The sequence below is a fragment of the Phenylobacterium sp. J426 genome, from assembly GCF_024699945.1.
Taxonomy (GTDB): Bacteria; Pseudomonadota; Alphaproteobacteria; order Caulobacterales; family Caulobacteraceae; genus Phenylobacterium.
Map to the genome: position 1 here is coordinate 2,678,710 of NZ_JAJOMY010000001.1, position 24,442 is coordinate 2,703,151.

Consider the following 24,442-nt stretch of genomic DNA (forward strand, 5'->3'; position numbering starts at 1 on the left):
GCGAACGCAAGGCGGTCAAGCTCGTTGAGCCGTTGCGGGTGCGGCGAGCAGGCTTAAGGTGGCGGGCATGAGTTATGTGGAAGGCCGCTTCTCGGATCCCCGGAGCAAGCGCTGGGCGCTGACCGTCCTGGCGCTCCTGACCCTCGGCAGTTTCCTGCACGGCATGTTCCGGGACGTGGAGTTCCGTCCGCCCTGGGCGTCACGCCTTGTCGCCGCGCCGCAGCCCGCTGCGCCCCTGCCGCCTACGCCCCAGCCGGCCCCGGATACGGCTACCCAGGCGCCGGATCCGAAGGCTGAAGCGCCGGTCGCGGACGCTGGTGACGCGGGCGCCGGCGCCCGCCCCGAAGGCCCAGTCTGCGGAACCGGTCGCGCCGCCGCCGGTGGAGCCCGCTCCGCCGGCGATCGTTGTCGCGCCCGCGACGCCGGGCCCGGCCCCTGAACCGGCGCCCGCGGTGACCCCGCCGGAGGACCCGCCCACCTGAGGCCTATCGACCGCCGCGTCGATAGCGGCTAGGCCTGCGCCGGCCGGGGACATGGCGGAACTGGTAGACGCAAGCGACTTAAAATCGCTCGGGCCTCGCCCGTCTGGGTTCGATTCCCAGTGTCCCCACCACCTTCAGATCAGATCGCCGAGCCGCCGCAGCGCCGCCTCGAGCGCGCTGCGCCGCGCCGCCGCGCCGAGCGAGATGCGCACGCCGTTCGGCGCGTCCGGCGAAATCGCAAACGCCTGGCTGGTGATGAGGGAGAGGCCTCGATCCTGGGCCGCCCGTCGCAGACGGTCGGCGGAGGCGCCGGCCGGCAGCGGCAGCCAGACGTGCGGGCTCTCGGGGGCGCCGATCGCGGACGGCGCGGCCTCGGCGGCGAGGGCGCGACGGGCGATGGCCTCGGCCCGCACCGCCGCGAGCAGGGCGTCGGCGGTCCCCTCGCGGATCCAGGTTGTGGCGACCGCGGCCATCAGGGGCGCCGTCATCAGGGCGGTCGCCCGCAACGTATCCACCAGCCGGGCGGCTTTCGCAGGCGGGGCGGCGACATAGGCGATGCGCAAGCCGGGGGTCAGGCACTTCGCCAGGGTGCCGACATGGAACGTCCACTCAGGCGCGAGCGCTGCCAGGGCCGGCGAAGGGTCTGCGCGAAGGCGGCTGTAGGGGTCGTCTTCGACGATCCACACCCCTGCTGCGGCGCAGATGCGGGCCACGTCGGCGCGCCGACTGACGCCCATCGTCGTCGCGGTCGGATTCTGCATCGTCGGGACCAGGTAGACCGCCGCGGGACGGGCGGTCCGGCAGAGGCGCTCCAGGGCCTCGGGGCGTGGCCCCTCTTCGTCCGCCGGGCAGGGCAGGAGGTTCAGGCCGAGCTGCGCTGCGAGGCTGCGGAAGCCTGGATAGGTCAGAGCCTCGGCGACGATGGCGTCGCCCGGCCGCGCGATGCTGCCGAGGACCGCGGCGAGGGCCGCCTGGGCTCCGGGCGCGACGAGGATGCGGTCGGGAGCGACCTCGCCGACATGCGGCGCCAGCCATTGCGCGCCGGCGATCCGCTGGCCCAGCGCGCCCGCTCCGGGGTGGTAGGCCATCAGCGTCGCGGCGTCGGTGCGCTGGAGCAGCGCCGCCGAGGTGTCATGCAGCAGCCGCCCGAGCGACAGTCCCAGAGGCGGGGGCGGGAGGTTCATGGAGAGGTCGACCGCGCCGCCCTCCTCCTCCTGGCGGTGGGCCCGGACATAGGTGCCCCGGCCGACCGTGCCTTCCACAAGCCCGCGGTCGCGGGCGGCGGCATAGGCCCGCGTGACGGTCGTCAGGTCCACGCTCAGCTGTTCGGCGACGGTCCGCTGCGGCGGCAGGCGGTCGCCCGGCTGCAGCTCGCCGTCGCGGATCGCCTCGGCCAGCGCGGCCAGTATGGCTTGATATAGGGGGCCTTCGCGCCGCACCCGACCTAGCCAGGTGGTGGCGATCCTGTCGGCGGCGACGCTTGCTTTCGGCATGGGCGATCCATACATTATTCGGCGATTGTATGGATCGCAACGTCGATTGTATGGAGAGCCGTCCGGTGACCCAGTTCAACACGCCGTCCACCCTGGTTGCGGGCCTGCGCTGCCGCTGCCCGCGCTGCGGCGAGGGCAAGGTGTTCCAGGGCTTCCTGACCGTCGCGCCCGAGTGCGAGGTCTGCGGCCTTGATTTCAGCTTCGCCGATCCCGCCGACGGTCCGGCCTTCTTCGTGATGAGCGGCGTGGCCATCGTGGTGACGACGTTCTGGGCGATCTGGGCGGTGATGGCCCAGCCGCCGATCTGGGCGCAGTTCGCCGTCGTCTTTCCCGCGCTGATCGGCGGCTGCCTGGGCGCGCTCCGGCCGGTGAAGGCCTGGCTGGTCGCCGAGCAATACGTCCACAAGGCGGCCGAGGCCCAGTGGTCGAGCCTGGGCGCGCACGGCAAGGCGCCGAAGGGCTACAAGCCCAACGGCCGCTGAGGCTCAGTCCTCGCCCGGGATGTCGATCAGTTCGATGTCGAAGAGGAGCGCGCTGCCGTTCGGGATCGGATCGCGGTTGCGGTTTCCGTAGCCGAGGTCGGCGGGGATGGCGAACAGCCAGCGCTCGCCCTTGCGCATCATCGGCACGCCTTCCTGCCAGCCCTTGATCAGCCGGCCGAGCGGGAAGGTGGCGGGCTCGCCGCGATCGCGGGAGCTGTCGAACTTGCGCCCGTCGATGAACGTGCCGGTGTAATGGATGGTGACCGTGGCACCGGGCGCGGGCTTCGGCGCGGACTTCGGCGCGCGCCGGACGACCTTGTATTGGAGGCCGCTCTCCGCGGTCTTCCAGCCCGGCTGGCGCGCATTCCAGGCCAGGTAGGCCGCTTGGCCCTGTTCCCAGCGGACTTGCGGATCGGCGGACGGCGCGGGCGGCGGTCCGGACGGCGCCGTGGCGCAGGCCGCGAGCAACAGGCATCCCATGACTGCGGCGCTCAAGCGGATCATTCTTCCCCGACTCCCCTCGTCTTGAGCGAACACCGTCGTGTTTACGGCCGTTGCGCGCAAGGCCCGGCTTGATACCAATGACGCCGCCATAAGAGGGGGCGTCCATGAAGTCCAAGCTTGCGTTGTTCGTCGCGGCCTCGATCGCGGCTCTGCCGGCGGCGGCCCAGCAGCCCGTCCAGCCCACTCCGCCGGTCCAGGCGACGCAGGGGCCTGAGGACCAGGCGATCAATCCGGCCGCCGGGCGCGATCTCCCCCGCCACGAGCGGCGCCGCCGCTTCAGCCCCGTCCGGCGACGGCAAGGCCGCCAAGTGGGACGTGAACAATCCGCCGACCGTCGGTCAGCTCCGGCAGATCCCGATCGCGGTGGACGAGGGCACGTGGATGGACCTGGACGTCAGCCCCGACGGCCGGAGCATCGCCTTCGCCCTGCTGGGCGACATCTATGTCATGCCGATTACGGGCGGAACGCCGACGCGGATCGCCGAGGGACTGGCCTGGGAGGTGCAGCCGCGGTTTTCGCCGGACGGGCGGCGCATCGCCTTCACCTCGGACCGCGGGGGGCGGCGACAACATCTGGGTCATGAACGCCGACGGCTCGGACAAGCGTCAGGTGACCAAGGAGGAGTTCCGGCTGCTGAACCAGCCGAGCTGGAGCCCCGACGGCCGCTTCATCGCGGCGAAGAAGCACTTCACGACGGGACGCTCGCTGGGCACCGGAGAGGTGTGGCTGTATCACGTCTCGGGCGGGGGCGGCGTGCCGCTGGTCAAGCGGCCCAACGAGCAGCACCAGAAGGAACTGGGCGAGCCGACCTTCGCCCCCCGACGGCAAGGCGATCTATTTCAGCCGCAACATCACGCCGGGGCCGATCTTCGAATACGCCCAGGACTCCAACACCGACCTCTTCAACATCGAGCGCTACGAGCTCGCCACGGGCGAGACCTCCACGGCGGTGGCGGGCGCCGGCGGCGCCGTGCGGCCGCAGCCCTCGCCGGACGGCAAGAGCATCGCCTTTGTCCGTCGTGAACGCACCAGGTCGGGGCTCTATGTGAAGGACCTGACGTCCGGCGTGGAACGTCGCATCTACGCCGACCTGGACCCCGACATGCAGGAGACCTGGGCGGTCGTCGGCATCTATCCGAACCTTGCCTGGACCCCGGACTCCAAGAGCCTGGTCTTCTGGGCCGGTGGCAAGATCCGCCGGGTGAACGCCGACGGCTCGAATGCGCAGGTGATCCCGTTCCGGGTCAGCGACAGCCGCACGGTGATCTCGGCGCCGCACCCGAAGATCCCGGTGGCGCCGGACCGCTTCACGACGAAGATGACCCGCTTCGCCGCCGTCTCTCCCGATGGCCGCCAGGTGGTCTACGAAAGCCTTGGCAAGCTCTATGTGAAGCCCATGGCCGGCGGCGCGGCGAAGCGCCTGACGCGCACGAACGACGACAGTCTCGAACTGTGGCCGGCCTGGTCCCGGGACGGGCGCACCATCGCCTTCGTGAGCTGGACCGACCAGGGCCTGGGTCGGATCAAGACCGTCGCCGCCACGGGAGGCGCGTCCAGGGACGTGACGAGCCAGCCCGGCCATTACGCGCGGCCGCAGTTCTCGCCGGACGGCGGGACCCTCGTCTTCGAGAAGAACGAGGGCGGCTTCCTCACCTCGCGCGCCTGGTCGGAGAACCCCGGCGTCTATCGCGTGGCCGCGAGCGGAGGGCCGATCGAGCGCGTGGCCCGCGACATGGGCTCGCCGCACTTCGGGGCCGCCAGCGACCGGGTGTTCATGGTGGGCTCGGAGAAGGGCAAGCAGCAACTCGTCTCCACCAACCTCGACGGCGAGGCCAGGCGGGTCCACGCCCAGGGCGAGCTGGTGAACGACTACATGGTCTCGCCCGACGGACAGCACTTCGCCTTCCGGCAGAACTACGAAGTGAACGTCATGCCGCTGATGCCGGGCAGCCAGGAGGTGGCGGTCGACATCAAGGGCGGGCCGATGCCCGTCACCAAGGCGAGCTCGGGCGGCGCCCAGTGGATGCATTGGTCGCGGAACGGCGGGCAATTGCACTGGAGCATGGGGCCGACCGTCTACACGGTCGCGACGCCGACGCTCTTCCGCACGGCTCCGGCCGGCGAGGACGCGCCGAAGTTCGAGCCCCCGACCTCGGGCGTGTCGCTGGCGACCGAGGTGGCGGCGGTGAAGCCGACCGGGACCGTCGCGCTGACCGGCGCGCGGATCGTCACTATGGCCCGCGAGGACGGCGGGATCATCGAGGATGGTGTCGTCGTCATTCGCGGCGACCGCATCGCCGCCGTCGGCCGCCGAGGGGAGGTGCAGGTCCCGGCGGGCGCGAAGACCGTCGACGTCAGCGGGAAGACCATCATCCCAGGGCTGGTCGACGCCCATGCCCACGGCCCCTACGGCGTGGACGAACTGGTGCCGCAGCAGAACTGGTCGCTGATGGTGAACCTCGCACTCGGCACGACCACCATCCATGACCCCTCGAGCCGTGCGGCCGAGGTGTTCGCCGCCCAGGAGCTGCAGCGTGCGGGCCGGATCGTCGGTCCCCGGATCTTCTCGACCGGCGAGGTGGTCTATGGGGCCAAGTCGCCGCGCAACTACGCCGACATCAACAGCCTGGACGACGCGCTGGCCCATGTGCGGCGCCTCAAGGCCCAGGGCGCGCACAGCGTGAAGAACTACAACCAGCCGCGCCGCGACCAGCGGATGCTGGTGGTGGAGGCGGCGCGCCGCGAGAACATGCAGGTGGTGGCCGAGGGCGGGGCCCTGTTCGGCCAGGACATGACCATCGTCGCCGACGGCAATTCGACCCTCGAGCACAACATCCCGCAGATGCGCCTCTACGAGGACGTCCTGAGCTACATGGGCCAGGCCGACACGGAGTACACGCCCACGCTGGTGGTGACCTTCGGCGGCTTGGCGGGCGACCCCTACTGGCGGGCGCACACGGATGTGTTCAGCCAGCCGGTGGTGGCGGCCAACACGCCACCGGCTCAGCTCGCGGCCGAGACCGTGCGCCGGCCGATCGCGCCGGAAGGCGACTACGTCGACGACGACAGCGCCCGGGAGGCCCACAAGCTGGCCAAGCGCGGTGTGCTGGTCTCCATCGGCGCGCATGGGCAGCAGGCCGGGATCGGCCCCCCACTGGGAGCTCTGGTCGTTCGTCCGCGGCGGGATGAGCCCCGTCGAGGCGCTGCGGGCCGGCACGATCGTGCCGGCGCAGTCGCTCGGCATGGACGCCGACATCGGATCGCTCGAGGCCGGCAAGCTGGCCGACTTGGTGGTGCTGGACGCCGACCCGACGGCCGACATCCGCAACTCCGAGAAGGTTCACCGGGTGATGGTGGGCGGCCGGATGTACGATCCGCTGTCCATGAACGAGGTCGTGACGGGCGAGAAGGCGCGCGCGCCGTACTGGTGGGAGTGAGCTGAAATAAGCCTGCAAGCTTCCGCGCCCATCACTTCGCGCGGGCCGCCATACCGCAAACGGCGCCCGCGAGAGGAGACGGATATGCAGAAGGTTGGGTATGCTGCGGCGGTCGCCGCGCTCGGGCTCTGGGGTGCGCCGGCGCTCGCCAAGGACGTGGGCGGCGTCGCCTGCACGAATCCGCCGCCCGCACGCTGCATCGGCGAGGCCTGCGTAACCGGCGGCGCGCTGGCGGAGCTGGGGAACGTCACCGACGCCAAGACCGGCCGCCAGTTCTGGCTGGACTATCCGTGCGACCTGAAGCCGGGTGAGAAGGTGGTGTTCGTGCTGAACCTCCACGGCGCGGGCTCGTTCGGGAACTGGCAGCGCCACTACTTCCCGGCGGCCGACTACAAGGAGAAGTACCGACTGGTGGTGGCGACGCCGACCGCGGCGACGGCCACGCCGGTGCGGCGCTGGGACGGGGCGGCCGACGACGCTCACCTGCAGAACATCACGAACTGGGTGTTCGACACCTTCGGCCAGAAGAACATCAAGAGCTTCTGGCTCGCGGGCCACAGCCAGGGCGGCATGACCTCAAACCGCATCGTCTGCACCGACTTCTTCAAGGACAAGGTGGACGGCTGGCTCAGCCTCTCCGGCGGCCGGGTCGGCCAGGCGCCGTTCGTCACCCAGTTCGGGCCCCCGAAGGCCGACGGCTCGCCGCCGGACCCCCGGCCGCGCGGCTCGCTGCCGGCCCAGGCAGCGCCGGCCTGCGACTTCTCCCACATCTTCACCGTGGGTGAATACGAGATCGAAAGCCTCCCCGAGACCTCCCCGCTGGCCGAGCGGTTCGGCTGCACGGCCCGCGTTCGCCGCAAGGACATCGTGGACGAGAAGGCCGGCTACGTCTGGGATTACCAGCGGGCCGGCTACAAGGTCTGGGGCATGAAGGCGCGGCCGGGCGTGGCTCATGAGTGGGTGTTCGACAAGTGCCGCGACGGGCGGGTCGTCGCCGACGTTGTCCGGATCGACAAGGGGCACACCGAGGGGCTCGAGCCCCGCGTGACCGAGGAACTGGTGAAGCTGATGGTGCAGGCGAAGGGCGGCAAGGCCCAGGCCTCGGCCGACTAGTTCAGATCGGCGAGCGCCAGGGGCAGGAGCCGGGCGAGGCGCTCGGCCACCGCCTCCTGGCCTTTCGCCTCGGCCAGAAGGTCCTGGCGCACCTCGAGCTCCACATAGTCGAGGCCGCGGCCGTGGGCGTGGTGCGGCACGGTGAAGTCCGTCCCGTCCATGCGGTAGGGTTCGTTGTCGCCGACCGGGTGGAGGTCGGGCTCCGCACGCAACCGCGCCAGCATTGCGACCGACAGTGGGGAGTCCTCCAGATGCAGGACGCCATACCGCCAGGGGCGCACGAAGCCGTTCATCCGAGGGGTGAAGGAGTGAAGGGCGACGATCACCGGCCGGTCGGCCCGTTGGTCCAACTGGGCGGCGATCGCGTCGTGGTAGGGGCGGAACACCTCGTCGACACGAGCCTGCCGGTCCGCCGGGGCCAGGCCGATGTTGCCGGGGATCTCAGTGCCGTCACTGATCTCGGGGCAGGCGTCCGGCCGTGTGGGGTCGCGATTGCAGTCGATGACCAGCCGCGAGTAGCGCTGGGCGACGAACACGGCGTCCAGCCGCTCGGACAGCCGCGCGCCAAGGCCGGCGACGCCGATGTCCCAGGCGATGTGCCGATCCATCTCCGCCGCGGGAACGCCCAGTCCGTCCAGGGCGGGAGGTATTTCGCGGCCGGCGTGATCGCCCAGCAGCACGAACGGGGCGCGGCCGCCCGGATTCGTGACGATCACCGGCGAAGCGTCACCTGGGACGAGCCGTCGCGTCGACCGCGTCGTGGAATCGCGTCCACGCTTTTGCAATGCCGGTCGTCTCCATCCGCCATCTGACCACCTACCGGTACCGCAACCCGGTCTCGTTCGGCGAGCATCGGATGATGTTCCGCCCCCTGGAGGCGTTCGACCAGAGGGTGTTGTCGGCCGAACTCGAGATCTCACCCGAGCCTGGCCTGTTCCGGCACGTGCACGACGCCGGCGGCGCGAGCGTCGGTGTCGTGCGCTTCGATCGCCGTTCGGACCGGCTGAGCTTCGAGAGCCGCATCCTGTTGGAGCACGCGCCGCACGGCGGCTTCGACCTAGAGGCCGAAGGCGCCGTCCTGCGCGATGGGACCCCGCTCTACGACGGTCACGAGATGGCGGAGCTGGCCCGCTCACTGACCCGCTGGCGGCCCGATCGCGGGGAGGTTGCGGCCTGGGCGCGCAGCTTCCTGCGGCCGGTCGGGCCGACCCGCGTCTCCGAGGCGCTGACCGAGATGACGCATGCGATCCGCGAGGGGTTCGCCTACCGCCTGCGCCTCAGCGGCGCACCTCAGACGCCCGTGGAGACCCTGGAGAGCCGGACCGGGAGCTGTCGCGATTTCGCCGTGCTGATGATGGAGGCCGCCCGCAGTCTGGGTGTCGCGGCGCGGTTCGTGTCCGGCTACGTCTACTCGACCTCGCCCAAGGGCCGGACAGGCGGCGGGCACACGCACGCCTGGATCCGCGCGTATGTGCCCGGCTGCGGCTGGATCGACTTCGATCCCACCAACGGCATCATCGGCGGCGCCGATCTGATCCGGGTCGCGGTCGCGGCCGATCCGCGGGAAGCCCTGCCTCTGCACGGCACCTGGACCGGTGAGGCCGGTGACTACCTCGGCATGGATGTGGAGGTGGCCATCTCGACCCCGCCGGCGGTCGCCGCGAAACTTCAGGCCGTTTCGGGGGTTGCGCTAGCTCGTTGAGGCAAGGGTTCGTCGATGCGCATAAGGGCCGGCTACGAGATCAGCTACGACTGTCCGGCGCCGACGCCCATGCTGCTGATGCTGAACGTGCGGCCCGAGCGTGCGGCGGACCTGGAAACGCCCGACACGATCCAGACCGACCCGGTCGTGCCGGTGCGGCTGTACGTCGACACCTTCGGCAACGTTTGCGGCCGCCTCGTCGCGCCGGCCGGTCGGATCACCTTGCGGTCCGGTTTCGTGATCCGCGACGACGGGCAGCCGGACCCGCAATGTCCCGAGGCCATCCAGCACGCGGTCGAGGACCTACCCGACCAGCTCGTCGAATACCTGCTGCCCTCCCGCTACTGCGACACTGAGCTTCTGAGCGACCTGGCGTGGCGGACCTTCGGCGATACGCCGCCGGGGTGGGAGCGCGTGCAGGCGGTGGTCGACTACACCCATGCCCGGATCGCATTCGGCTATCACCATGCCCGGGCGACGCGGACCGCGCACGAGGCTCACGAGGAAGGCTGCGGCGTCTGTCGCGACTACGCACACCTGGCGATCACGCTCTGCCGCTGCCTCAATATCCCCGCGCGCTACTGCACCGGCTACCTCGGCGACATCGGGGTGCCCCCGGCCGACGCACCCATGGATTTCAGCGCCTGGTTCCAGGTGTGGCTCGGCGGGGAGTGGCGCACCTTCGACGCGCGTCACAACCGGCCGCGGATCGGGCGAATCCTGATGGCCGTCGGCCGGGACGCCACGGACGTGGCGATCACCACCCATTTCGGCCGGGCCGGGCTGGCCGGGTTCAAGGTGGTCACCGAGGAGGCGCCCTAGCCGCCGAAGTTGAGGCTCAGCATCGCCCGGACGGTGGGCGCGGTGACGGGCCAGATGAGACCGGACGGCGAGGCCCACCAGCCCTCTGCGCCGGTGACGTTGGACGCCAGCACCCGGAGCTGCGCGGGGCGGCCGCCAAGATCGAAGCGGCGGCGTGCGCCGATGTTGAGCTGCACCTGGGACGGAGTCTTGAAGGTGTTGCGGGTATCCGCCCACCGATCCGACCAGTAGCTGAGCTGCGCGTCGACCGACCAGCCCGCGCCGAGCTGCCGCTCGACGCTCGCATTGGCGACGAGGTCGGATATGCCGGCGGCGCGGTCGCCGACGACGCCGGCGTCCACCAGCGGGCCCGAAACCCGGGGCCGGAAGGCGACCGCGCCGAGCACGATGCTGGTCTTCTCGTCCAGCTGTCCGGCCAGCGACCCCTCTACGCCGCGATGCGAGACCTCGCCGACGAAGCCGAAGGAGCCATCAGCCCGCGAGCCGGTGGTGGGTTTCGAGACCTCGAACAGCGCGCCGATGAAGGTCAGGTCATCGGTCAGGGCGTGACGGACGCCCAACTCGTGCTGTTCGGCCTCGACGGGGGCGAGAACCTCGTTCGCATTGGTCGCGCTCTGCGGCGCGACGCCGGACTCCTCCAGGCCGGTGACCCAGCTGGCGAAGACCGAGGTGCGTGGGCCGAGGCTCCAGACCGCGGATGCGTTGTACAGCGTGGTCTCGTCCACGCCGCGCGTGCGCAAGCCCGAGAAGGTGCGGACGTCCTTCTCATAGCGGGTGCGGTGGGCGCCCAGGCGAACCTGCAGCCGATCGGCCCACACGAGGCCATAGCCGATGGAGGCGGTGACCTGATCGACGGTGTCGCGGCCGCGCTTGCCGCGCCAGACGGGCTCCACGGATGGCGCCACGTCGGTGGCGAGCGTCAGCGGGCCGAGGGGCACGGCGAGCGGGCTGGCGAGATCCACCTCGCTGTGGCGCCCCCCTGACCGAGGCGCTGACCAGGTGGCTCACCGCGCCAGCCCCGAACACCCGGCTGACACGCGCCTCCGCTGAATCGGCCGTGTTGGTCTTGCCCGGGCTCAGCATCAGCGTGCCGACGGCGGGCGCCGTCGGCGCGGGTCTCGATCAGCGTGAAGTCGGTTCGGTCGGCGTCGAACACCGAGTGGAACGCCGAGAGGTCCACCGACCAGGCTCCGAAGGCGCCCGCGTAGAGCACGCCCATGTTGGCGTTCAGCGCCTCGACCCGCGCCCAGTCGGGGGAATAGGCGTGCTGCGCGCGGGCGGGCGGCGGCGTCGCGCCATCCAGCGGCTTCATGGCGTAGTCGCCGTCATAGTGGCGCTTGTAGGCTGTGGCGAAGGCGCGGACGGTCTGGCTCCCGGTGACCCGCCAGCGACCCACGAGCCCTATGTCGACCGCTTCGCCCTCCGTGCCCGCGCCCCACCGCGCCACGGGCCGCCAGACGAGCCCGCCTGTCAGACCAAAACGATCCGCGCCGTCCTGCCACGAACCGTTGAACTCGACCGCCTGGGTCCCGTAGTCCCGAAAGCCTGCGCCGACGGAGAACGTGTTCGAAGCGCCGGGCTCCCTCAGGCGATAATTCACGACGCCCGACGGTGCGGGGTAGGCGAGGCGGGCGGCGTTCACGCCGACGCGGACGCTGACGCCCGCGAGCACAGGATCGTTCAGCCCGACGGCGCGGCTGAAGTAGGCGTCGTTGATCCGGTAGGCTCCCGAGTTGTTGAGGTCGAAGCCGCGGACCTGCCCCTCGTTGTAGAGGCCGATCTGCTCGATGCCCACGCGTTCGCCGAAGGCGTCGGCCGCCGAACGGAGGGCGTTGTCCTGGGCCGCCGCGGGACCCGCGACAGCGGCGCACGAAAGAAAGAGAACGCTGATACGTGACATCCGTGTAATTCCGGCGAACGGGGGTGTTCAGACCGGACGGTTTGTCGGATGTTGCCGCGGGGACGGCGTGGCTGCGGGCGTGATTTATTCGTGATGGTTTGGCGATGAACGAGCACGTCGCGGTATGGCCGAAGCTGACGCTGGCCCGCGAACTGCCCTTCAGTCTGGCCGGCACCCTGGTCCGCCCCGCGGCGCTCGAGGTCGAGACCGAGGGGCGAGTCGCCGCGCTGGAACCGCGGGTGATGAAGGTGCTCGTGGCGCTTCATCGTGCGCGCGGGCAGCCCGTCAGCCGCGATGAGCTGATCGACCTCTGCTGGCAAGGCCGCATCGTCACCGAGGGTGCGCTGAACCGCTGCGTCGCCCAACTTCGCAAGGCGCTGTCGGACAATCCGCGGATCAAGCTCGATACCATCCCGACGGTCGGCTACCGGCTGCAGGCCAGCGGCGAGGTGCGGCGGCTGGGAAGAGCGGAGGCGGCGTCGAGCCCGCCGGCCGAGCCGCCAGCAGCGGGCGCCGTTCCGTCGCGTCGCCGCTGGATGGTCGGCGGCGTCGTCGCGGCGGCCCTGGCTGCAATCCTTGGCGGGCTGGTGCTCTTACCGCGGCCGGTGGCCTGGGCGACCCAGGCCTATCATCCTCTCACCGCCGAACTGGGCATGGAGACGCACCCCGCGATCTCGCCCAACGGCCAGCAGCTGGTCTACGCCCAGCGGCCCGACTCCACGGTCGGCCGCGACCTCTACATCCGCGGCGTCGAGCAGGGCACGCCGGTGCGGATCACGACCGACCCTGCGGACGACCACAGCGCCTCGTGGTCGCCCGGCGGCGATCGGGTGGTGTTCGTGCGGAGCTATCCTGACGGCGCCTGCGCCCTGGTCGTCGTCCCCGTGCCGATCGGGCCGGAGCGCATCGCCGCGCGGTGCGAGTCCTCCACCTACACCCGGGTTGGCTGGCTCGACGCCAACACGCTGGCGATCGGCGACAAGCCCAAGCCTAGCCTGCTGTACCGCATCCGCTCGGTCGACCTCACCAGCGGCGCCGTGCGGGATCTGACAAGCCCGCCGGTGGAAACGCTGGGGGACTCCGATCCCAGCGTGTCGCCGAATGGCCGTTACATCGCCTTCCGCCGCAGCCGGCTTCATGGGCGCCGACGACCTCTACCTCAAGGATCTCAAGACCGGGCGCGAGCGGGCGCTGACGACCGATGGTTGGAAGGCGGCGGGCTATGTGTGGTCCGCCGACAGCCGCCACATCTTCTATTCCTCGAACCGCGGGGGCGAGTTCGGGCTCTGGACCATCGACACCGCGCGGCGGGAGCCGCCGAGGCGGATCGGCCTGGGCGTGGGCCAGCTCACCTTCAGCCGCATGTCGATCGACCGCCGCAACCGTCTGGCCGTCGAGGCGCCGCGGACGCGCACCAATCTCGCCGCGATCTCCGCCGACGGCTCGGTCCGGCCCATCACCGACGCCATGGGCGGCGACTGGGATCCGGAAGGGGCGACCGATGGAACCGTCGCCTATGCCTCGATGCGGAGCGGCGGCTCGGAGCTGTGGGTGACCCGGCCCGACGGGCAGTCGGTGCGCCTGACGAGCCTAGGCGGCTCCTATGTCCATTCGCCACACTGGTCGCCCGACGAGCAGAGCCTGGTGTTCGTCGGCGTGAAGGGCCGGCGGGCGGAGCTCTACACCATCGGCCGCGACGGCTCGCGACTGCGGGCGATCACGCAGGATGGTCAGGACAAGCTGGATCCCGTTTGGGGGCCGGACGGTCAGATCCGCTATCTCGAGCGCGTCGGGCCGCGCTACCGGGTGATGCAGCTCGATCCGAACGGCGCAAGCGGTCCCACGTTCACCGGCCGCGAGGGCTTCTGGGCGCTTCGGATGGCGCCCGACGGCCGGCTGTTCGGACAGCCTGTGAACATGGACGCGGCGGCGCCGCTGGACGGCCGCGGCCCCTCGGCGCCGGTAGGCCCCAACGACACGTGGACGGTCGGCCGCGACGGCGTCCTGGTGAAGCGCGCGCGGGGGGCGTCGCCGGCGGCCGTCTGGCTGCATCCGTGGAGCGGTCCGGCCCGTCGGCTGGCCGAGGTCCCGACGATCACCGGCGAGATCGGCGCCGGACCCGGGGGCCAGGTGCTGATCTCGCGCAGTCTCGACGAGCAGGTGGACCTGGGGCTCTTCGACCTCAGCGCGGGGCGCTAGGCGAGTCCCCCGAGGTCGGCGGCGCCGCCGGCCGTGTCTTGTTCGGGCGCCGGATAGCGGAACCCCTGGCCCTGGCCATTTGCGGCGGCGAACTGCTGCTCGACGAAGGCCCAGTTGATCGCCTGGTCGAACCAGCGCTCGAGGAAGCCCTTCCGGTCGTTCTTGTAGTCCAGGTAATAGGCGTGTTCCCACACGTCGCAGACCAGCAGCGGCGTGCCGTCCTCGTGCACGATGGGCGTGTCGCCGTCGTGGTACGAGGTGACCTTCAGCCCGTCGGCGCCGGCCACCAGCCAGGCCCAGCCCGAAGCGAAGTGGTTCACGCCCTCGTTGACGAAGGCGTCCTTCAGCTGCGCCAGACCGCCGAACGCCTGCTCGATGGCCGCCGCCAGCTCGCCGGACGGCGGCTGATAGTCGGGCGTCATGCACGCCCAGAAGAAGGCATGGTTCCAGGCCTGGCCCGCATTGTTGAAGAGCTTCTGGTCGCCCGTGCGCCGCGCCTCCCGCACCACCTCTTCCAGCGGACGGCCGGCGAGACCTGCCTTGGGGGGCGAGCTCGTTCGTCTTCTCCACATAGGCCTTGTGATGCTTGCCGTGGTGGGTGTGCAGGGTTTCGGCCGATACGACGGGTTCGAGCGCGTCGTGGGCGTACGGAAGCGGGGGGCAGGACGTACATGGCGGTTTTCCCTGGATCTGCTGAGGCGAAGATGCAGCCACGAGGCGCGGGGCGCCTGTCGACTGTCCAACACAGCTGGGGTGCAACCGTTCCGGCCTCAAGGTTTTGCAATTGACTTGCAACTGCGCAGGCTTATGAGGCTGCGAACCATTTGCAGGTTGGAGTAGGTCGGGGTGCGGATGAAGTCTCGGGTGTGGTTGGCCGGTGCGGCCCTGTCGGCTCTCGTCGCGGGCGCGGCGCGCGCGGACGATGCGGCCCCCACCGATATCTCCGAGGTGGTGATCACCGCCCTGCGCGTCGAGCAACCCCGCGCCGCCACGCCGGCCACCGTCCAGGTGATCGGCGAGCAGGAGCTGACCACCCAGCAGACCCTCTCCCATAGCGCCGTCGAGGCCGTGGCGGCGCTGGTGCCGTCGTTCTCGCCCACGCGCCAGAAACTGTCGGGGGCGGGCGAGACCCTGCGCGGGCGCTCGCCGCTCTATCTGGTCGACGGGATTCCGCAGTCGACGCCGCTGCGCGACGACAGCCGGGACGGCTTCACCATCGATCCGTTCTTCATCGACCGCGTGGAGGTGGTCTTCGGCTCGAACGCCATCCAGGGCATCGGCGCGACCGGAGGCGTCATCAACTACGTCACCGTGCCGACGCCCCAGGAGTCCGACGGCTGGGCCGGCAAGGTGATGGGCCAGACCACCTTCGACGACGAGGGGGAGGGCGACAGCTTTGGCTACAAGGTCGCCGGCTTGGTGGGCCGTGACTTTGGCCGGTGGGACTTCACCGCTGGGGCGGCCTACGAGACCCGCGGGGCGTTCTACGACGCCGACGGCCTGCGGATCGGGCCGGACAGCACCCAGGGCGACATCCAGGATTCCGACAGCTGGTCGCTGTTCGGCAAGGCCGGCGTCGATCTCACCGACAGCCGCCGCATCGAGGTGATGGCCAACCACTTCGAACTGCAGGGCGATGGCGACTACATCGTCGTCAACGGCAGCCGCGCGACCGGGCGGCCGACCAGCGGCTGGCGCGGCAAGCAGCTGGGCGAGGCGCCGCGCAACAAGGTGAGTTCGATCGCGATCGCCTACCGCGACGGCGAGTTGCTCGGCGGCGCGTTCTCGGCGCAGGCTTTCGCCCACGACTACAAGGGCACGTTCGGCGGCGGTCGCGAGGGCACCTTCCAGGATCCCCGCATCGCGCCGGTCGGGACGCTGTTCGACCAGTCGGAGAACAACTCCGAGAAGCTCGGCTTCAAGCTTGACTACGAACGCGGCATCGACGCCGTGCCGGGCTTCAGGTTCCTGATCGGCCTCGACGGTCTCAAGGACAAGACCTACCAGGCGCTGATCCTCACCGGCCGGAAATGGGTGCCGGAAACCACCTACGAGAGCCTCTCGCCGTTCGTGCAACTGCGCCAGGCGCTGTTCGACGATCGGGTGCACCTGTCGGCGGGCGTGCGCCAGGAGAACGCCACGCTGAAGGTCGACGACTACACCACCATCTTCGCCGCAGGCGGCGGCGTGGCGGTGGCCGGCGGCTCGCCGAGCTTCGAGGAGACCCTGTACAACGTCGGCGGGACGGTGACGCTGATCGACGGCGTCACGGCCTATGCGTCCTACGCCCAGGGCTTCACCATGCCCGACGTCGGGCGTGTGCTGCGTGCGATCAACACGCCGGGCCGGAACATCGACAGCTATCTCGATGTCGAGCCGGTGGTCTCGGACAACCTCGAACTGGGTGTCGAGGTGAATCGCGAACGGTGGCGGGCCTCGCTGGCCTATTTCGAGTCCAAGTCCGACCGCGGCGCCCTGCTGGTGTTGAACTCGGGCGGCACATTCGACGTGCAGCGCCAGAAGACCAAGATCGACGGCTTCGAAGCCACCCTGCGGGTCCGCGTCGCGGATTGGCTGACCCTGGGCGGCGCCTATTCGAAGCTGAACGGCCGCACCGACGGCAACGGCGACGGCGTGCTGGACCGTGACCTCAACGGCGCGAATATCTCGCCCGACCGTTTCACCGCGTTTGCGGAAGCTGCCTGGGGACCGGCCTCGCTGCGCCTCCAGGCGCAGACGTATGAGAGCCGCAGCTTCGAGGGCGAGCCTGCCGCCAACAGCTTCGAGGGCTACACCCTCGTCGACGCCGTCGGCACGTGGCGTTTCGCGGCGGCCGACGTGAGCCTGGGCGTCCAGAACCTGCTGGATGAGCAGTACATCACCTACTTCAGCGACACCCAGAACCCCACCGACAATGCGCGCTACTGGGCCGGCCGGGGCCGCACCGTGACGCTCACCGTGGCGAAGCGCTTCTGATGGCTGTCCTTCGGACCCTGCACGCCTGGGCCGGCGCGTTCCTCGCGCTGTTGCTGGTCGTGCTCGGTCTGAGCGGCAGCCTGCTGGTGCTGCGCGATCCGTGGGTCAAGCTGACGACGCCCGAGGCCCGGATGTCGGTCGAAGCCTCGCCGCAGGCGTTGGGCGCGGCCGTGCAGGCGCTGGAGCTGGGGGGCGCCGGGCGAGGTCCGCAACGTCGTCTTCGCCCGCGAGGATCTCGGCGTCCATCGCGTCTACTTCAGGGACAAGGATCAGGGCTATGCGGCCGCCGACGGGCGGCTGATCCGACGCTTCAAGCCAGTGGAGACGGTCGACGGCTGGCTGTTCGAGCTGCACCACTACCTGCTGGCCGGTGAAACCGGCATGAAGGTGGCCGGCGCGGCGGGGCTCGCGGGCGCGGCGCTGGTGATCACTGGGATCATCGTCTGGATCCCGGCCTGGCGCAGCTTCGGCGCGCGCGTCTGGCCCAAAACGGTGACCAGGCGCGCGGACCTCGTGAGCTCGCACCGCAACCTGGGCATGATCACAGCGCTGCCGGTGCTGGTCCTCTGCCTGACCGGCGGGGCCATCGTGTTCAACGAGACCACCCAGAAGTGGATGACGACCATCGCGCCGGGACCAGCCGCGCCGAAGCCGCCGAAGGCGGGCGAGGGCGAGGTGAACTGGATCAGGGCGCTGGCGGCGGCGCAGGCGCAGTTCCCGGACGCCACGCTGCGGATGGCGGCGAATCCCGCCAAGCCGGGGGCGCCCGCGAGCATCCGGATGAAGCAGCCCGGCGAATGGCATCCGAACGGCCGCACAGTCGTGTGGATCGACCCGGTCGACGAGCGCGTGCTGGGCGCGGTCGACGCCATGCGGCTGGGCTCTGGCCTGCGCGCCTACAATAGCTTCTATCCGCTGCACGCCGGCAAGGTCGGCGGGCTGGCGTACGAGGCGGTGGTCCTTCTGAGCGGCCTCGCACTCGCGGGTCTGGGCGGCTTCGGTCTCTGGGCGTTCCTGATCAAGCAGACGCGGCGCAGGCCTGCCCGCCGCACCCTCGCGGTGCAGCCGGCGGAATAGCGCCCACCGCCTGGCCTATTGAGCCGCCTGTTCCTGGGCGTAGCCGAGCTGCTCGTTCAGGCGGTCCAGAACCTCGATCGCGGCTTCGGGCACGACGGTGCCCGGCGGGAAGATCGCGGCGACGCCCATCTCCTCCAGCGCCTTGAAGTCCTCCGGCGGGATGACGCCGCCTACGAAGACCACGATGTCGGGCCGGCCGAGCTTGGCCAGTTCCGACTTCAGCTCCGGCACCAGGGTGAGGTGACCGGCGGCCAGCGAGCTTGCACCCACGGCATGGACGTTGTCGCGGACAGCCTGGGCGGCGGTTTCGGCGGGCGTCTGGAACAGGTCGCCGATGTCGACATCGAACCCGAGGTCGGCGAAGCCCGAGGCGATCACCTTCTGGCCGCGATCGTGGCCGTCCTGGCCCATCTTGGCGACCAGCACGCGCGGCTTGCGGCCGTCGGCCTGCTGGAAGGCCTGGGTCATGGCCTTGGCGCGCTGGCCGGCGGGGGTCTCGCCCGCTTCGCGCAGATACACGCCCTTCACCGCGTCGGCATGCGCCTTGTGACGGCCGAACACCTTTTCCAGCGCATAGGAGATCTCGCCGACTGTGGCCTTGGCGCGGGCGGCGTTGACCGACAGCTCCAGCAGGTTGCCGTTGCCGGCCGCGCCGGCGGTCAGGGCGTCGAGGGCGGCGGCGACCGCCTCGGGATCACGCTCGGCCTTGAGGCGGTTGAGCTTGGCGATCTGGGCGTTGCGGACCGCCGTGTTGTCCACCTTCAGAACAGGGATCTCGTCGGCGACCTCGGGCTTGTAGCGGTTCACGCCGACGACGGTCTGGTGGCCGCTGTCGATGCGGGCCTGGGTGCGGGCCGAGGCCTCCTCGATGCGGCGCTTGGGCAGGCCGTCCTCGATGGCCTTGGCCATGCCGCCCAGCGCCTCGACCTCGGCGATGTGCGCCAGGGCGCGCTCCGCGAGGGCCGCGGTCAGCGCCTCGACATAGTGGCTGCCGCCCCACGGGTCGACCACGCGGGTCTGGCCGCTCTCCAGCTGGATGAAGAGCTGGGTGTTGCGGGCGATGCGGGCCGAGAAGTCGGTCGGCAGCGCGAGCGCCTCGTCGAGCGAGTTGGTGTGCAGGCTCTGCGTCTGGCCGCTGGTGGCGGCGAGCGCCTCGATGGCGGTCCGCGCCACGTTGTTGAACACGTCCTGGGCGGCGAGCGACCAGCCCGAGGTCTGGGTGTGGGCGCGCAACGAGAGGGACCGGGAGTCCTTCGGGTCGAATTCCTGCTTCACGAGCTTGGCCCACAGCAGGCGGCCGGCGCGCTGCTTGGCGATCTCCATGAAGACGTTCATCCCGGCGTTCCAGAAGAACGAGAGGCGGGGCGCGAACTGGTCGACGGTCATGCCCGCGGCGACGCCGGCGCGGATGTACTCGATGCCGTCCGCCAGGGTGTAGGCGAGCTCCAGGTCGAGCGTCGCGCCCGCTTCCTGGATGTGATAGCCGCTGATCGAGATCGAATTGAACCGCGGCATCTCCTTCGACGTGTAGGCGAAGATGTCCGCGATGATCCGCATCGAGGGGCCCGGCGGGTAGATGTAGGTGTTCCGGACTAGGAACTCCTTCAGGATGTCGTTCTGGATCGTGCCGGTCAGCTTCTCGTGCGGCACGCCCTGTTCCTCGGCCGCCACCACATACAGCGCCAGAATCGGCAGCACCGCGCCGTTCATGGTCATCGACACGCTCATCTTGTCGAGCGGGATGCCGTCGAACAGCGTGCGCATGTCGAGGATGCTGTCGATCGCCACGCCGGCCATGCCGACGTCGCCCGGCACCCGCGGGTGGTCGCTGTCGTAGCCGCGGTGGGTGGCGAGGTCGAAGGCGATGGACAGCCCCATCTGACCGGCCGCCAGGTTGCGGCGATAGAAGGCGTTGGAGTCCTCGGCCGTGGAGAAACCCGCGTACTGGCGGATGGTCCACGGGTTGGTCGCGTACATCGTCGGGTAGGGACCACGGACGAAGGGGGCCAGGCCCGGATAGCCGCCGAGCCTGGCGAAATCCTCGCTGTCGGCCGCGCCATAGGCGGGCTTCACCGGGATGCCTTCCGGCGTATCCCAGGCGGCGCCCGTCGGCGGCTGAACCTCGGACGGACCGGCCTCGAAGGGCAGGACGGCGAAATCGGGGAAGCCGCTCATTGCGCCGCCTCGTACTTTTCGGACAGCCGCATGGGCTTGAGCGCCACGCACCGGCCGTCGGGGCCGGGCAGGCGGGCGTCGGGGGGCCTGGACGGGCCGTGCGGTCGGACGCTCGATCTCGACCGGGGCGTCCTCGGCGGGCGGGAAGGCGGTGACGCCCACGATCTTCAGCTCGCCCCGGGCGGCGTTGGCGGCCTCCACATCGCGAGCGACATCGCCCTTCTCAAGCGCGGCGATGATCCCGCCGGCGGCTTCGATGGCCTGGAACTTCGACCAGGCGGCGCGGGCGATCTGGTCGGTCAGACCCTCGATGTAGCCCGAGCCCGCGGCGGGGTCGGCGACGCGTCCGACGAAGGCCTCTTCCATGAGCACGAGCTGGGTGTTGCGGCTCTGGCGCCGCGCGAAGGCGGTGGGCAGGCCCAGCGCATCGGTGAAGTTACCGAGCTGGACGGCGTCGGCGCCGCCGACCGCCGCGCCGAAGCCCGCGGCGGTGAGGCGGATCATGTTGGTATAGGCGTCCTTCGCCGCCAGCATCCGCCGCGACGAGCGCGCCTCGATCCGCGCCTGGGGGCTTGCGCCGCAGGCCGTCGCAAGCCGCGCCCACACCACGCGCGCGGCGCGGAGCTTGGCGATCTGCAGGAAATAGTCGGCGTCGGCGGAGAGGCCCAGCGTGATGCGGGCGAAGGCCTCGTCGATCGGCAGACCGGCGCGCACCATGGCCTTGGCGTAGGCCACGGCGGCGGCCGCCGCGAACGCGATCTCGAGGGCTTCGCCGCCGCCGGCTTCGTGGGCCACGCGACCCGAGGCGAGGAACAGCTGGGCGTTGGGGTAGGGCTGAGCCAGGCGGGCGGCGACGGTCGCGGCGCTGACCAGGTGGCTCTCGATGGGGCCCGGGCTCGCGCCGGTCTCGGCGAAGCCGCTCAGCGGGTCGAGATTGAAGTTGAGCTTGGCGCCCGGCGACGACTTGGCCACCGCGTGCAGCCAGTCGGCCGCCTTGGCGCCCAGGAAGCCCGCATCCAGCCCGACCGGCGCCAACTCGACGATGACCTCCTTGAGCGCGCGGGCCAGGTGGTCGGCCGAGCCGATGGCCACGCCGGCCCCGCCGGTCGGGTCGATCTTGACCGTCACCGACGCCGCGCCGCCGTTCAGGTCGGCGAGCAGTTCGGCGTTGGCGCCCGCTGGATCCGGATGGGCGCTCAGCGTGCGGACGTCCCACGGCCGCTCGGCGTCAAAGGGCCGGGGCGGGAAGGCGGTCGGCTTCGCCGACTGGGCGTAAAGCGGTTGGATCTCGAGGCCTTCGGCCGTCGATTTCACCAGGTTCTCGAAGGGCTTGTCGCCAAGGGTCTTGGCGACGAGGCCGCGCCAGGCGTCCTCGCCCGCAGGGGTGAATCCGGGGTCCAGGAGGCTTGCGTCGGACATGGGCGCAGATGGGCCGTCACGCGCGTGCGCGTCAAGTTCACCCAGCGTGATCAAAAGCCCCGCGACTCGGCGCAAGTTCGGGCCGGAAGCTCCGGGAGGACCGCATGCCCGTCGACTATCGCACTCAGGACATCCTGATGGACTGGGGCCCGCGCATCGCCATCGCCATCGTCATCCTCATCGTCGCCCACTTCCTGGCGAAGGCGACGCAGTGGGGCTTGGCCAAGCTGATCGACCGGCTGCCCGGCGCCAAGCAGCACAATGAAGGCGTCGAGCCGAAGGAGACGGTGGGCTATCAGTTGGGGCAGCTGGCCTACTGGCTGGTGCTGCTGATCGGTCTTATCGCGGCCCTGACCATCCTCGAACTGACCAGCATCGTCGCCCCGCTGAACGGCCTTCTGCTGGAGGTGGCGGCGTTCATCCCCAACCTGATCGGCGCGGTGGTGATCTTTTTCGTCGGCTTTATCGTCGCGACGCTGGCGCGGAGGGTCGTCGAGGCCGGCCTCGCTGCGGCTCGGATGGACGCCTGGCTGGAACGGGCGGGGCTGTCGCGCGTCACCGGCGCGTCCGGCCTGTCACGCACGGTCGGCACGCTGGTGTTCGTGCTGATCATAATTCCTGTGACGATCGCGGCCCTGCAGCAGCTGGGCGTGAGCGCCATTTCGGATCCGGCGGTCTCGGTGCTGGCGACGGTGCTGGACGCGCTCCCGCGCATCGTGGCGGCGGCCATCGTCCTGGCCGTGGCCTTCGTCATCGGCCGCTGGGTGTCGAGCCTGCTGGAGCAGCTGCTGCCGTCGCTGGGCTTCGATCGCAGCCTGCAGGCGCTTGGCGTCGGTCAGCCCGAGCCCGTTGCGGAGGAGGCCGTCGAGCCCGTCGTGGTCGCGACCCCGGCGATCACGCCCTCGAAGGTGGTGGCCCGCCTGGCGCTCGTCGCCATCATGCTGTTCTCGGCCGTGGAAGCTGCGCGCCTGCTGGCCTTCGCAGCCATCGCGGTGATGCTGACGGAGATCCTCGAACTCGCGGGGCACGTGCTGTTCGGCGGAGTGATCATCGCCATCGGCGTGATGATCGCCAACTTCCTCTCGGGCCTCATCGACCGCTCGACGAATGGCGCGGACGGCTTCGCCTCCGACATCGTGAAATGGGCGACCATCGCGCTCGCCACCGCCATGGGGCTGCGCTTCATGGGGATCGCCGACGAGATCGTGGTCCTGGCGTTCGGTCTGATCCTAGGCTCGGCCGCCGTCGCAGCGGCGTTGGCGTTCGGGATCGGCGGCCGGGAGGCGGCGGCGAAGATGCTGGAAAAATGGACGAAGGGCGGCGGTTCGAAGCCGCCGCCCTCCAGCCTCTAGGATCTAGACCCGCTCGACGATGATCGCCGGCGCCATGCCGCCGGCGGCGCACATGGTGACCAGGCCGCGCTTGAGGTCCCGGCGCTCGAGTTCGTCGACGATCGTGCCGATCAGGATCGAGCCGGTGGCGCCGATCGGGTGACCCAGCGCCATGGCGCCGCCGTTCACATTGACCTTCTCGCGGTCCAGGTTCAGGTCGCGGATGAACTTCTCGGCGACGACCGAGAAGGCCTCGTTGATCTCCCAGAGGTCGATGTCGTCCGGCGTCAGGCCGGCCTTTTTCAGAACTTTCTTGGCGGCCGGAACCGGCGCGTTGAGCATCAGCGTGGGGCTATCCCCGACGTTGGCCATGGCGACCACGCGAGCGCGGGCCTTCAGCCCGTTCCTGGCCGCATACTCCGGCGAAGCCAGCAGGACGGCCGCCGCACCGTCCACGACGCCCGACGAGTTGCCGGCGTGGTGGAAGTGCTGGATCTTCAGGTCCGGATAGACCTGGTTGATCAGGCCCGCGAGCGTTGTGCCCCGGTCGTCGAGCGGGAAGTTGGCCATCGCCTCGAAGGACGGCTTCAAGGCGGCCAGCCCCTCGAGCGTCGTCTGCGGGCGGGGGAATTCCTCACGGTCCAGGGCGATCGAGCCGTCCTCGCGATAAACGGGCACCAGCGAACGGTCGAAACGGCCCTCCTTGATCGCCTTGTCGGCGCGCTGCTGGCTGACGTAGGCCAGCTCGTCCAGCGCCTCGCGGCTGATGCCTTCGAGCGTGGCGATGGCGTCGGCGCAGACGCCTTGGTGCGACTGCGGATGCTTGGCGCGCAGGCGGGTGTTGCCGGAATCGATCAGGGCCGGGCCGCCGTCCGGGCCGGTCTGGCTGGCGGTGGCGGCGGTGTAGCTCATCATCTCGGTGCCGCCGGCGATCACCAAGTCTTCCATGCCGGACATGATCTGAGCCGCGGCGAGGTTCACGGCGGTAATGCCCGAGCCGCAGAAGCGGTCCAGGGTCACGCCGCTGGCGCGCGTGTCGTAGCCGGCGTCGAGGGCGGCCATGCGGCCCATGTCGCCGCCTTGCTTGCCGCGCTGGGACGAGGTGCCCCAGATGATGTCGTCGACCTCTTCGGTCTTCAGGTGATTGCGCTCGGCCAGCGCCTTCAGGACCGTGGCGGCGAGGTGCTGGGGGTGGTGGTCGGCCAGCGCGCCTTTGCCAACCTTGCCGATGCCGCGCGGCGTGCGGCAGGCGTCGATAATCAGGGCTTCGGGCATCTGCTTGTCCTCCCTCCGAAAGCGGCCGAACATCCTTGGCGGACGCTGCGGCAG

At 70.2% G+C, this 24,442-nt stretch carries 20 protein-coding genes, 1 tRNA gene and 3 pseudogenes; 14 read left to right on the top strand and 10 right to left on the bottom strand.

Going from position 1 to position 24,442, the window contains the following annotated elements:
- Window positions 1-58: 58 nt before the first annotated feature.
- A complete protein-coding gene (locus LRS10_RS14135) occupies window positions 59-439 on the top strand; it encodes a hypothetical protein (RefSeq protein WP_257837836.1) in 381 nt (126 codons plus the stop codon).
- Window positions 440-527: 88 nt separating this feature from the next.
- Window positions 528-613 (top strand) — tRNA-Leu (locus tag LRS10_RS14140).
- Between the two features lie 3 nt (window positions 614-616).
- Here LRS10_RS14140 and LRS10_RS14145 read toward each other — a convergent pair.
- Window positions 617-1,975 (bottom strand): PLP-dependent aminotransferase family protein, encoded by a 1,359-nt coding sequence (locus tag LRS10_RS14145; RefSeq protein ID WP_257837837.1) that lies wholly within the window; start codon window positions 1,973-1,975, stop codon window positions 617-619.
- A gap of 29 nt (window positions 1,976-2,004) precedes the next feature.
- On the opposite strand from LRS10_RS14145, the gene LRS10_RS14150 reads away from it, so the two are divergent.
- Complete coding sequence (locus LRS10_RS14150) at window positions 2,005-2,457, top strand: DUF983 domain-containing protein (protein WP_257837838.1); 453 nt, start codon at window positions 2,005-2,007, stop codon at window positions 2,455-2,457.
- A gap of 3 nt (window positions 2,458-2,460) precedes the next feature.
- Here LRS10_RS14150 and LRS10_RS14155 read toward each other — a convergent pair whose 3' ends face one another.
- Complete coding sequence (locus LRS10_RS14155) at window positions 2,461-3,051, bottom strand: FKBP-type peptidyl-prolyl cis-trans isomerase (RefSeq protein WP_257837839.1); 591 nt, start codon at window positions 3,049-3,051, stop codon at window positions 2,461-2,463.
- A gap of 490 nt (window positions 3,052-3,541) precedes the next feature.
- Here LRS10_RS14155 and LRS10_RS14160 point away from each other — a divergent pair, with 490 nt between their 5' ends.
- The 3 genes from LRS10_RS14160 to LRS10_RS14170 all read left to right on the top strand — a co-directional run bounded on the left by LRS10_RS14160 (window position 3,542) and on the right by LRS10_RS14170 (window position 7,512).
- Window positions 3,542-3,985, top strand: a complete 444-nt coding sequence (locus tag LRS10_RS14160; protein WP_257837840.1) for a hypothetical protein — start codon at window positions 3,542-3,544, stop codon at window positions 3,983-3,985.
- 2,162 nt (window positions 3,986-6,147) lie between these two features.
- Window positions 6,148-6,399: an amidohydrolase family protein gene (locus LRS10_RS14165; protein ID WP_257839171.1), complete on the top strand. Its 252-nt coding sequence runs from the start codon at window positions 6,148-6,150 to the stop codon at window positions 6,397-6,399.
- 84 nt (window positions 6,400-6,483) lie between these two features.
- The gene (locus LRS10_RS14170; RefSeq protein ID WP_257837841.1) at window positions 6,484-7,512 is read left to right on the top strand and encodes a hypothetical protein; all 1,029 of its coding nucleotides are present in this window, start codon (window positions 6,484-6,486) and stop codon (window positions 7,510-7,512) included.
- Here the strand turns inward: LRS10_RS14170 and LRS10_RS14175 are convergent.
- The gene (locus tag LRS10_RS14175; RefSeq protein ID WP_257837842.1) at window positions 7,509-8,228 is read right to left on the bottom strand and encodes an N-formylglutamate amidohydrolase; all 720 of its coding nucleotides are present in this window, start codon (window positions 8,226-8,228) and stop codon (window positions 7,509-7,511) included. The genes LRS10_RS14170 and LRS10_RS14175 overlap by 4 nt on opposite strands.
- A gap of 68 nt (window positions 8,229-8,296) precedes the next feature.
- On the opposite strand from LRS10_RS14175, the gene LRS10_RS14180 reads away from it, so the two are divergent.
- Window positions 8,297-9,214 carry a transglutaminase family protein gene (locus LRS10_RS14180; protein ID WP_257837843.1) on the top strand — a complete coding sequence of 306 codons (918 nt, stop codon included), beginning with the start codon at window positions 8,297-8,299 and terminating at the stop codon, window positions 9,212-9,214.
- A gap of 15 nt (window positions 9,215-9,229) precedes the next feature.
- Window positions 9,230-10,036, top strand: coding sequence for a transglutaminase family protein (locus LRS10_RS14185; RefSeq protein ID WP_257837844.1), 807 nt, complete (start codon window positions 9,230-9,232; stop codon window positions 10,034-10,036).
- On the opposite strand, the gene LRS10_RS14190 is transcribed toward LRS10_RS14185, so the two are convergent.
- Together LRS10_RS14190 and LRS10_RS14195 are read right to left on the bottom strand one after the other, a co-directional pair.
- A complete protein-coding gene (locus LRS10_RS14190) occupies window positions 10,033-10,998 on the bottom strand; it encodes a TonB-dependent receptor domain-containing protein (RefSeq protein ID WP_257837845.1) in 966 nt (321 codons plus the stop codon). The genes LRS10_RS14185 and LRS10_RS14190 overlap by 4 nt on opposite strands.
- Complete coding sequence (locus LRS10_RS14195) at window positions 10,956-11,936, bottom strand: hypothetical protein (protein WP_257837846.1); 981 nt, start codon at window positions 11,934-11,936, stop codon at window positions 10,956-10,958. Before LRS10_RS14195 ends, LRS10_RS14190 begins: the two co-directional genes overlap by 43 nt.
- Window positions 11,937-12,040: 104 nt before the next feature.
- On the opposite strand from LRS10_RS14195, the pseudogene LRS10_RS25190 reads away from it, so the two are divergent.
- Together LRS10_RS25190 and LRS10_RS14200 are read left to right on the top strand one after the other, a co-directional pair.
- Window positions 12,041-12,358: pseudogene (locus LRS10_RS25190) on the top strand (transcriptional regulator); the annotation flags it as partial.
- Between the two features lie 715 nt (window positions 12,359-13,073).
- Window positions 13,074-14,135 (top strand): hypothetical protein, encoded by a 1,062-nt coding sequence (locus LRS10_RS14200; protein ID WP_257837847.1) that lies wholly within the window; start codon window positions 13,074-13,076, stop codon window positions 14,133-14,135.
- On the opposite strand, the gene LRS10_RS14205 is transcribed toward LRS10_RS14200, so the two are convergent.
- Window positions 14,132-14,641: a superoxide dismutase gene (locus tag LRS10_RS14205; RefSeq protein ID WP_257837848.1), complete on the bottom strand. Its 510-nt coding sequence runs from the start codon at window positions 14,639-14,641 to the stop codon at window positions 14,132-14,134. The genes LRS10_RS14200 and LRS10_RS14205 overlap by 4 nt on opposite strands.
- A gap of 91 nt (window positions 14,642-14,732) precedes the next feature.
- A pseudogene (locus LRS10_RS14210) lies at window positions 14,733-14,849 on the bottom strand (hypothetical protein); the annotation flags it as partial.
- Between the two features lie 138 nt (window positions 14,850-14,987).
- Here LRS10_RS14210 and LRS10_RS14215 point away from each other — a divergent pair.
- Genes LRS10_RS14215 through LRS10_RS14225 form a run of 3 tightly spaced genes read left to right on the top strand, consistent with a single transcriptional unit; the run spans window position 14,988 to window position 18,188 of the window.
- The gene (locus LRS10_RS14215; RefSeq protein ID WP_257839172.1) at window positions 14,988-17,111 is read left to right on the top strand and encodes a TonB-dependent receptor; all 2,124 of its coding nucleotides are present in this window, start codon (window positions 14,988-14,990) and stop codon (window positions 17,109-17,111) included.
- The gene (locus LRS10_RS25195) at window positions 17,111-17,485 is read left to right on the top strand and encodes a PepSY domain-containing protein (RefSeq protein ID WP_374570007.1); all 375 of its coding nucleotides are present in this window, start codon (window positions 17,111-17,113) and stop codon (window positions 17,483-17,485) included. The genes LRS10_RS14215 and LRS10_RS25195 overlap by 1 nt, the downstream gene beginning before the upstream one ends.
- Entirely contained in the window at window positions 17,412-18,188 is a 777-nt protein-coding gene (locus LRS10_RS14225) for a PepSY domain-containing protein (RefSeq protein WP_257839173.1), read from the top strand. Before LRS10_RS25195 ends, LRS10_RS14225 begins: the two co-directional genes overlap by 74 nt.
- 15 nt (window positions 18,189-18,203) lie before the next feature.
- Here the strand turns inward: LRS10_RS14225 and scpA are convergent, their stop codons facing one another.
- A complete protein-coding gene (gene scpA, locus LRS10_RS14230; protein WP_257839174.1) occupies window positions 18,204-20,363 on the bottom strand; it encodes a methylmalonyl-CoA mutase in 2,160 nt (719 codons plus the stop codon).
- Window positions 20,364-20,522: 159 nt separating this feature from the next.
- A pseudogene (locus LRS10_RS14235) lies at window positions 20,523-21,782 on the bottom strand (methylmalonyl-CoA mutase family protein); the annotation flags it as partial.
- Between the two features lie 104 nt (window positions 21,783-21,886).
- Here LRS10_RS14235 and LRS10_RS14240 point away from each other — a divergent pair.
- Window positions 21,887-23,134, top strand: coding sequence for a mechanosensitive ion channel (locus tag LRS10_RS14240; protein ID WP_257837850.1), 1,248 nt, complete (start codon window positions 21,887-21,889; stop codon window positions 23,132-23,134).
- 3 nt (window positions 23,135-23,137) lie between these two features.
- On the opposite strand, the gene LRS10_RS14245 is transcribed toward LRS10_RS14240, so the two are convergent.
- Window positions 23,138-24,388, bottom strand: a complete 1,251-nt coding sequence (locus LRS10_RS14245; protein WP_257837851.1) for an acetyl-CoA C-acetyltransferase — start codon at window positions 24,386-24,388, stop codon at window positions 23,138-23,140.
- Between the last annotated feature and the right edge of the window lie 54 nt (window positions 24,389-24,442).

Excerpts from the sequence above, each read along its gene's own strand:
- LRS10_RS25195 (WP_374570007.1), top strand. The coding sequence starts at position 17,111 with ATGGCTGTCCTTCGGACCCTGCACGCCTGGGCCGGCGCGTTCCTCGCG.
- scpA (WP_257839174.1), bottom strand. The coding sequence starts at position 20,363 with ATGAGCGGCTTCCCCGATTTCGCCGTCCTGCCCTTCGAGGCCGGTCCG.
- LRS10_RS14245 (WP_257837851.1), bottom strand. The coding sequence starts at position 24,388 with ATGCCCGAAGCCCTGATTATCGACGCCTGCCGCACGCCGCGCGGCATC.
- LRS10_RS14200 (WP_257837847.1), top strand. The coding sequence starts at position 13,074 with ATGGGCGCCGACGACCTCTACCTCAAGGATCTCAAGACCGGGCGCGAG.
- LRS10_RS14170 (WP_257837841.1), top strand. The coding sequence starts at position 6,484 with ATGCAGAAGGTTGGGTATGCTGCGGCGGTCGCCGCGCTCGGGCTCTGG.
- LRS10_RS14150 (WP_257837838.1), top strand. The coding sequence starts at position 2,005 with ATGGATCGCAACGTCGATTGTATGGAGAGCCGTCCGGTGACCCAGTTC.
- LRS10_RS14155 (WP_257837839.1), bottom strand. The coding sequence starts at position 3,051 with ATGGCGGCGTCATTGGTATCAAGCCGGGCCTTGCGCGCAACGGCCGTA.
- LRS10_RS14165 (WP_257839171.1), top strand. The coding sequence starts at position 6,148 with ATGAGCCCCGTCGAGGCGCTGCGGGCCGGCACGATCGTGCCGGCGCAG.
- LRS10_RS14160 (WP_257837840.1), top strand. The coding sequence starts at position 3,542 with ATGAACGCCGACGGCTCGGACAAGCGTCAGGTGACCAAGGAGGAGTTC.
- LRS10_RS14240 (WP_257837850.1), top strand. The coding sequence starts at position 21,887 with ATGCCCGTCGACTATCGCACTCAGGACATCCTGATGGACTGGGGCCCG.
- LRS10_RS14180 (WP_257837843.1), top strand. The coding sequence starts at position 8,297 with ATGCCGGTCGTCTCCATCCGCCATCTGACCACCTACCGGTACCGCAAC.
- LRS10_RS14195 (WP_257837846.1), bottom strand. The coding sequence starts at position 11,936 with ATGTCACGTATCAGCGTTCTCTTTCTTTCGTGCGCCGCTGTCGCGGGT.
- LRS10_RS14185 (WP_257837844.1), top strand. The coding sequence starts at position 9,230 with ATGCGCATAAGGGCCGGCTACGAGATCAGCTACGACTGTCCGGCGCCG.
- LRS10_RS14145 (WP_257837837.1), bottom strand. The coding sequence starts at position 1,975 with ATGCCGAAAGCAAGCGTCGCCGCCGACAGGATCGCCACCACCTGGCTA.
- LRS10_RS14215 (WP_257839172.1), top strand. The coding sequence starts at position 14,988 with ATGAAGTCTCGGGTGTGGTTGGCCGGTGCGGCCCTGTCGGCTCTCGTC.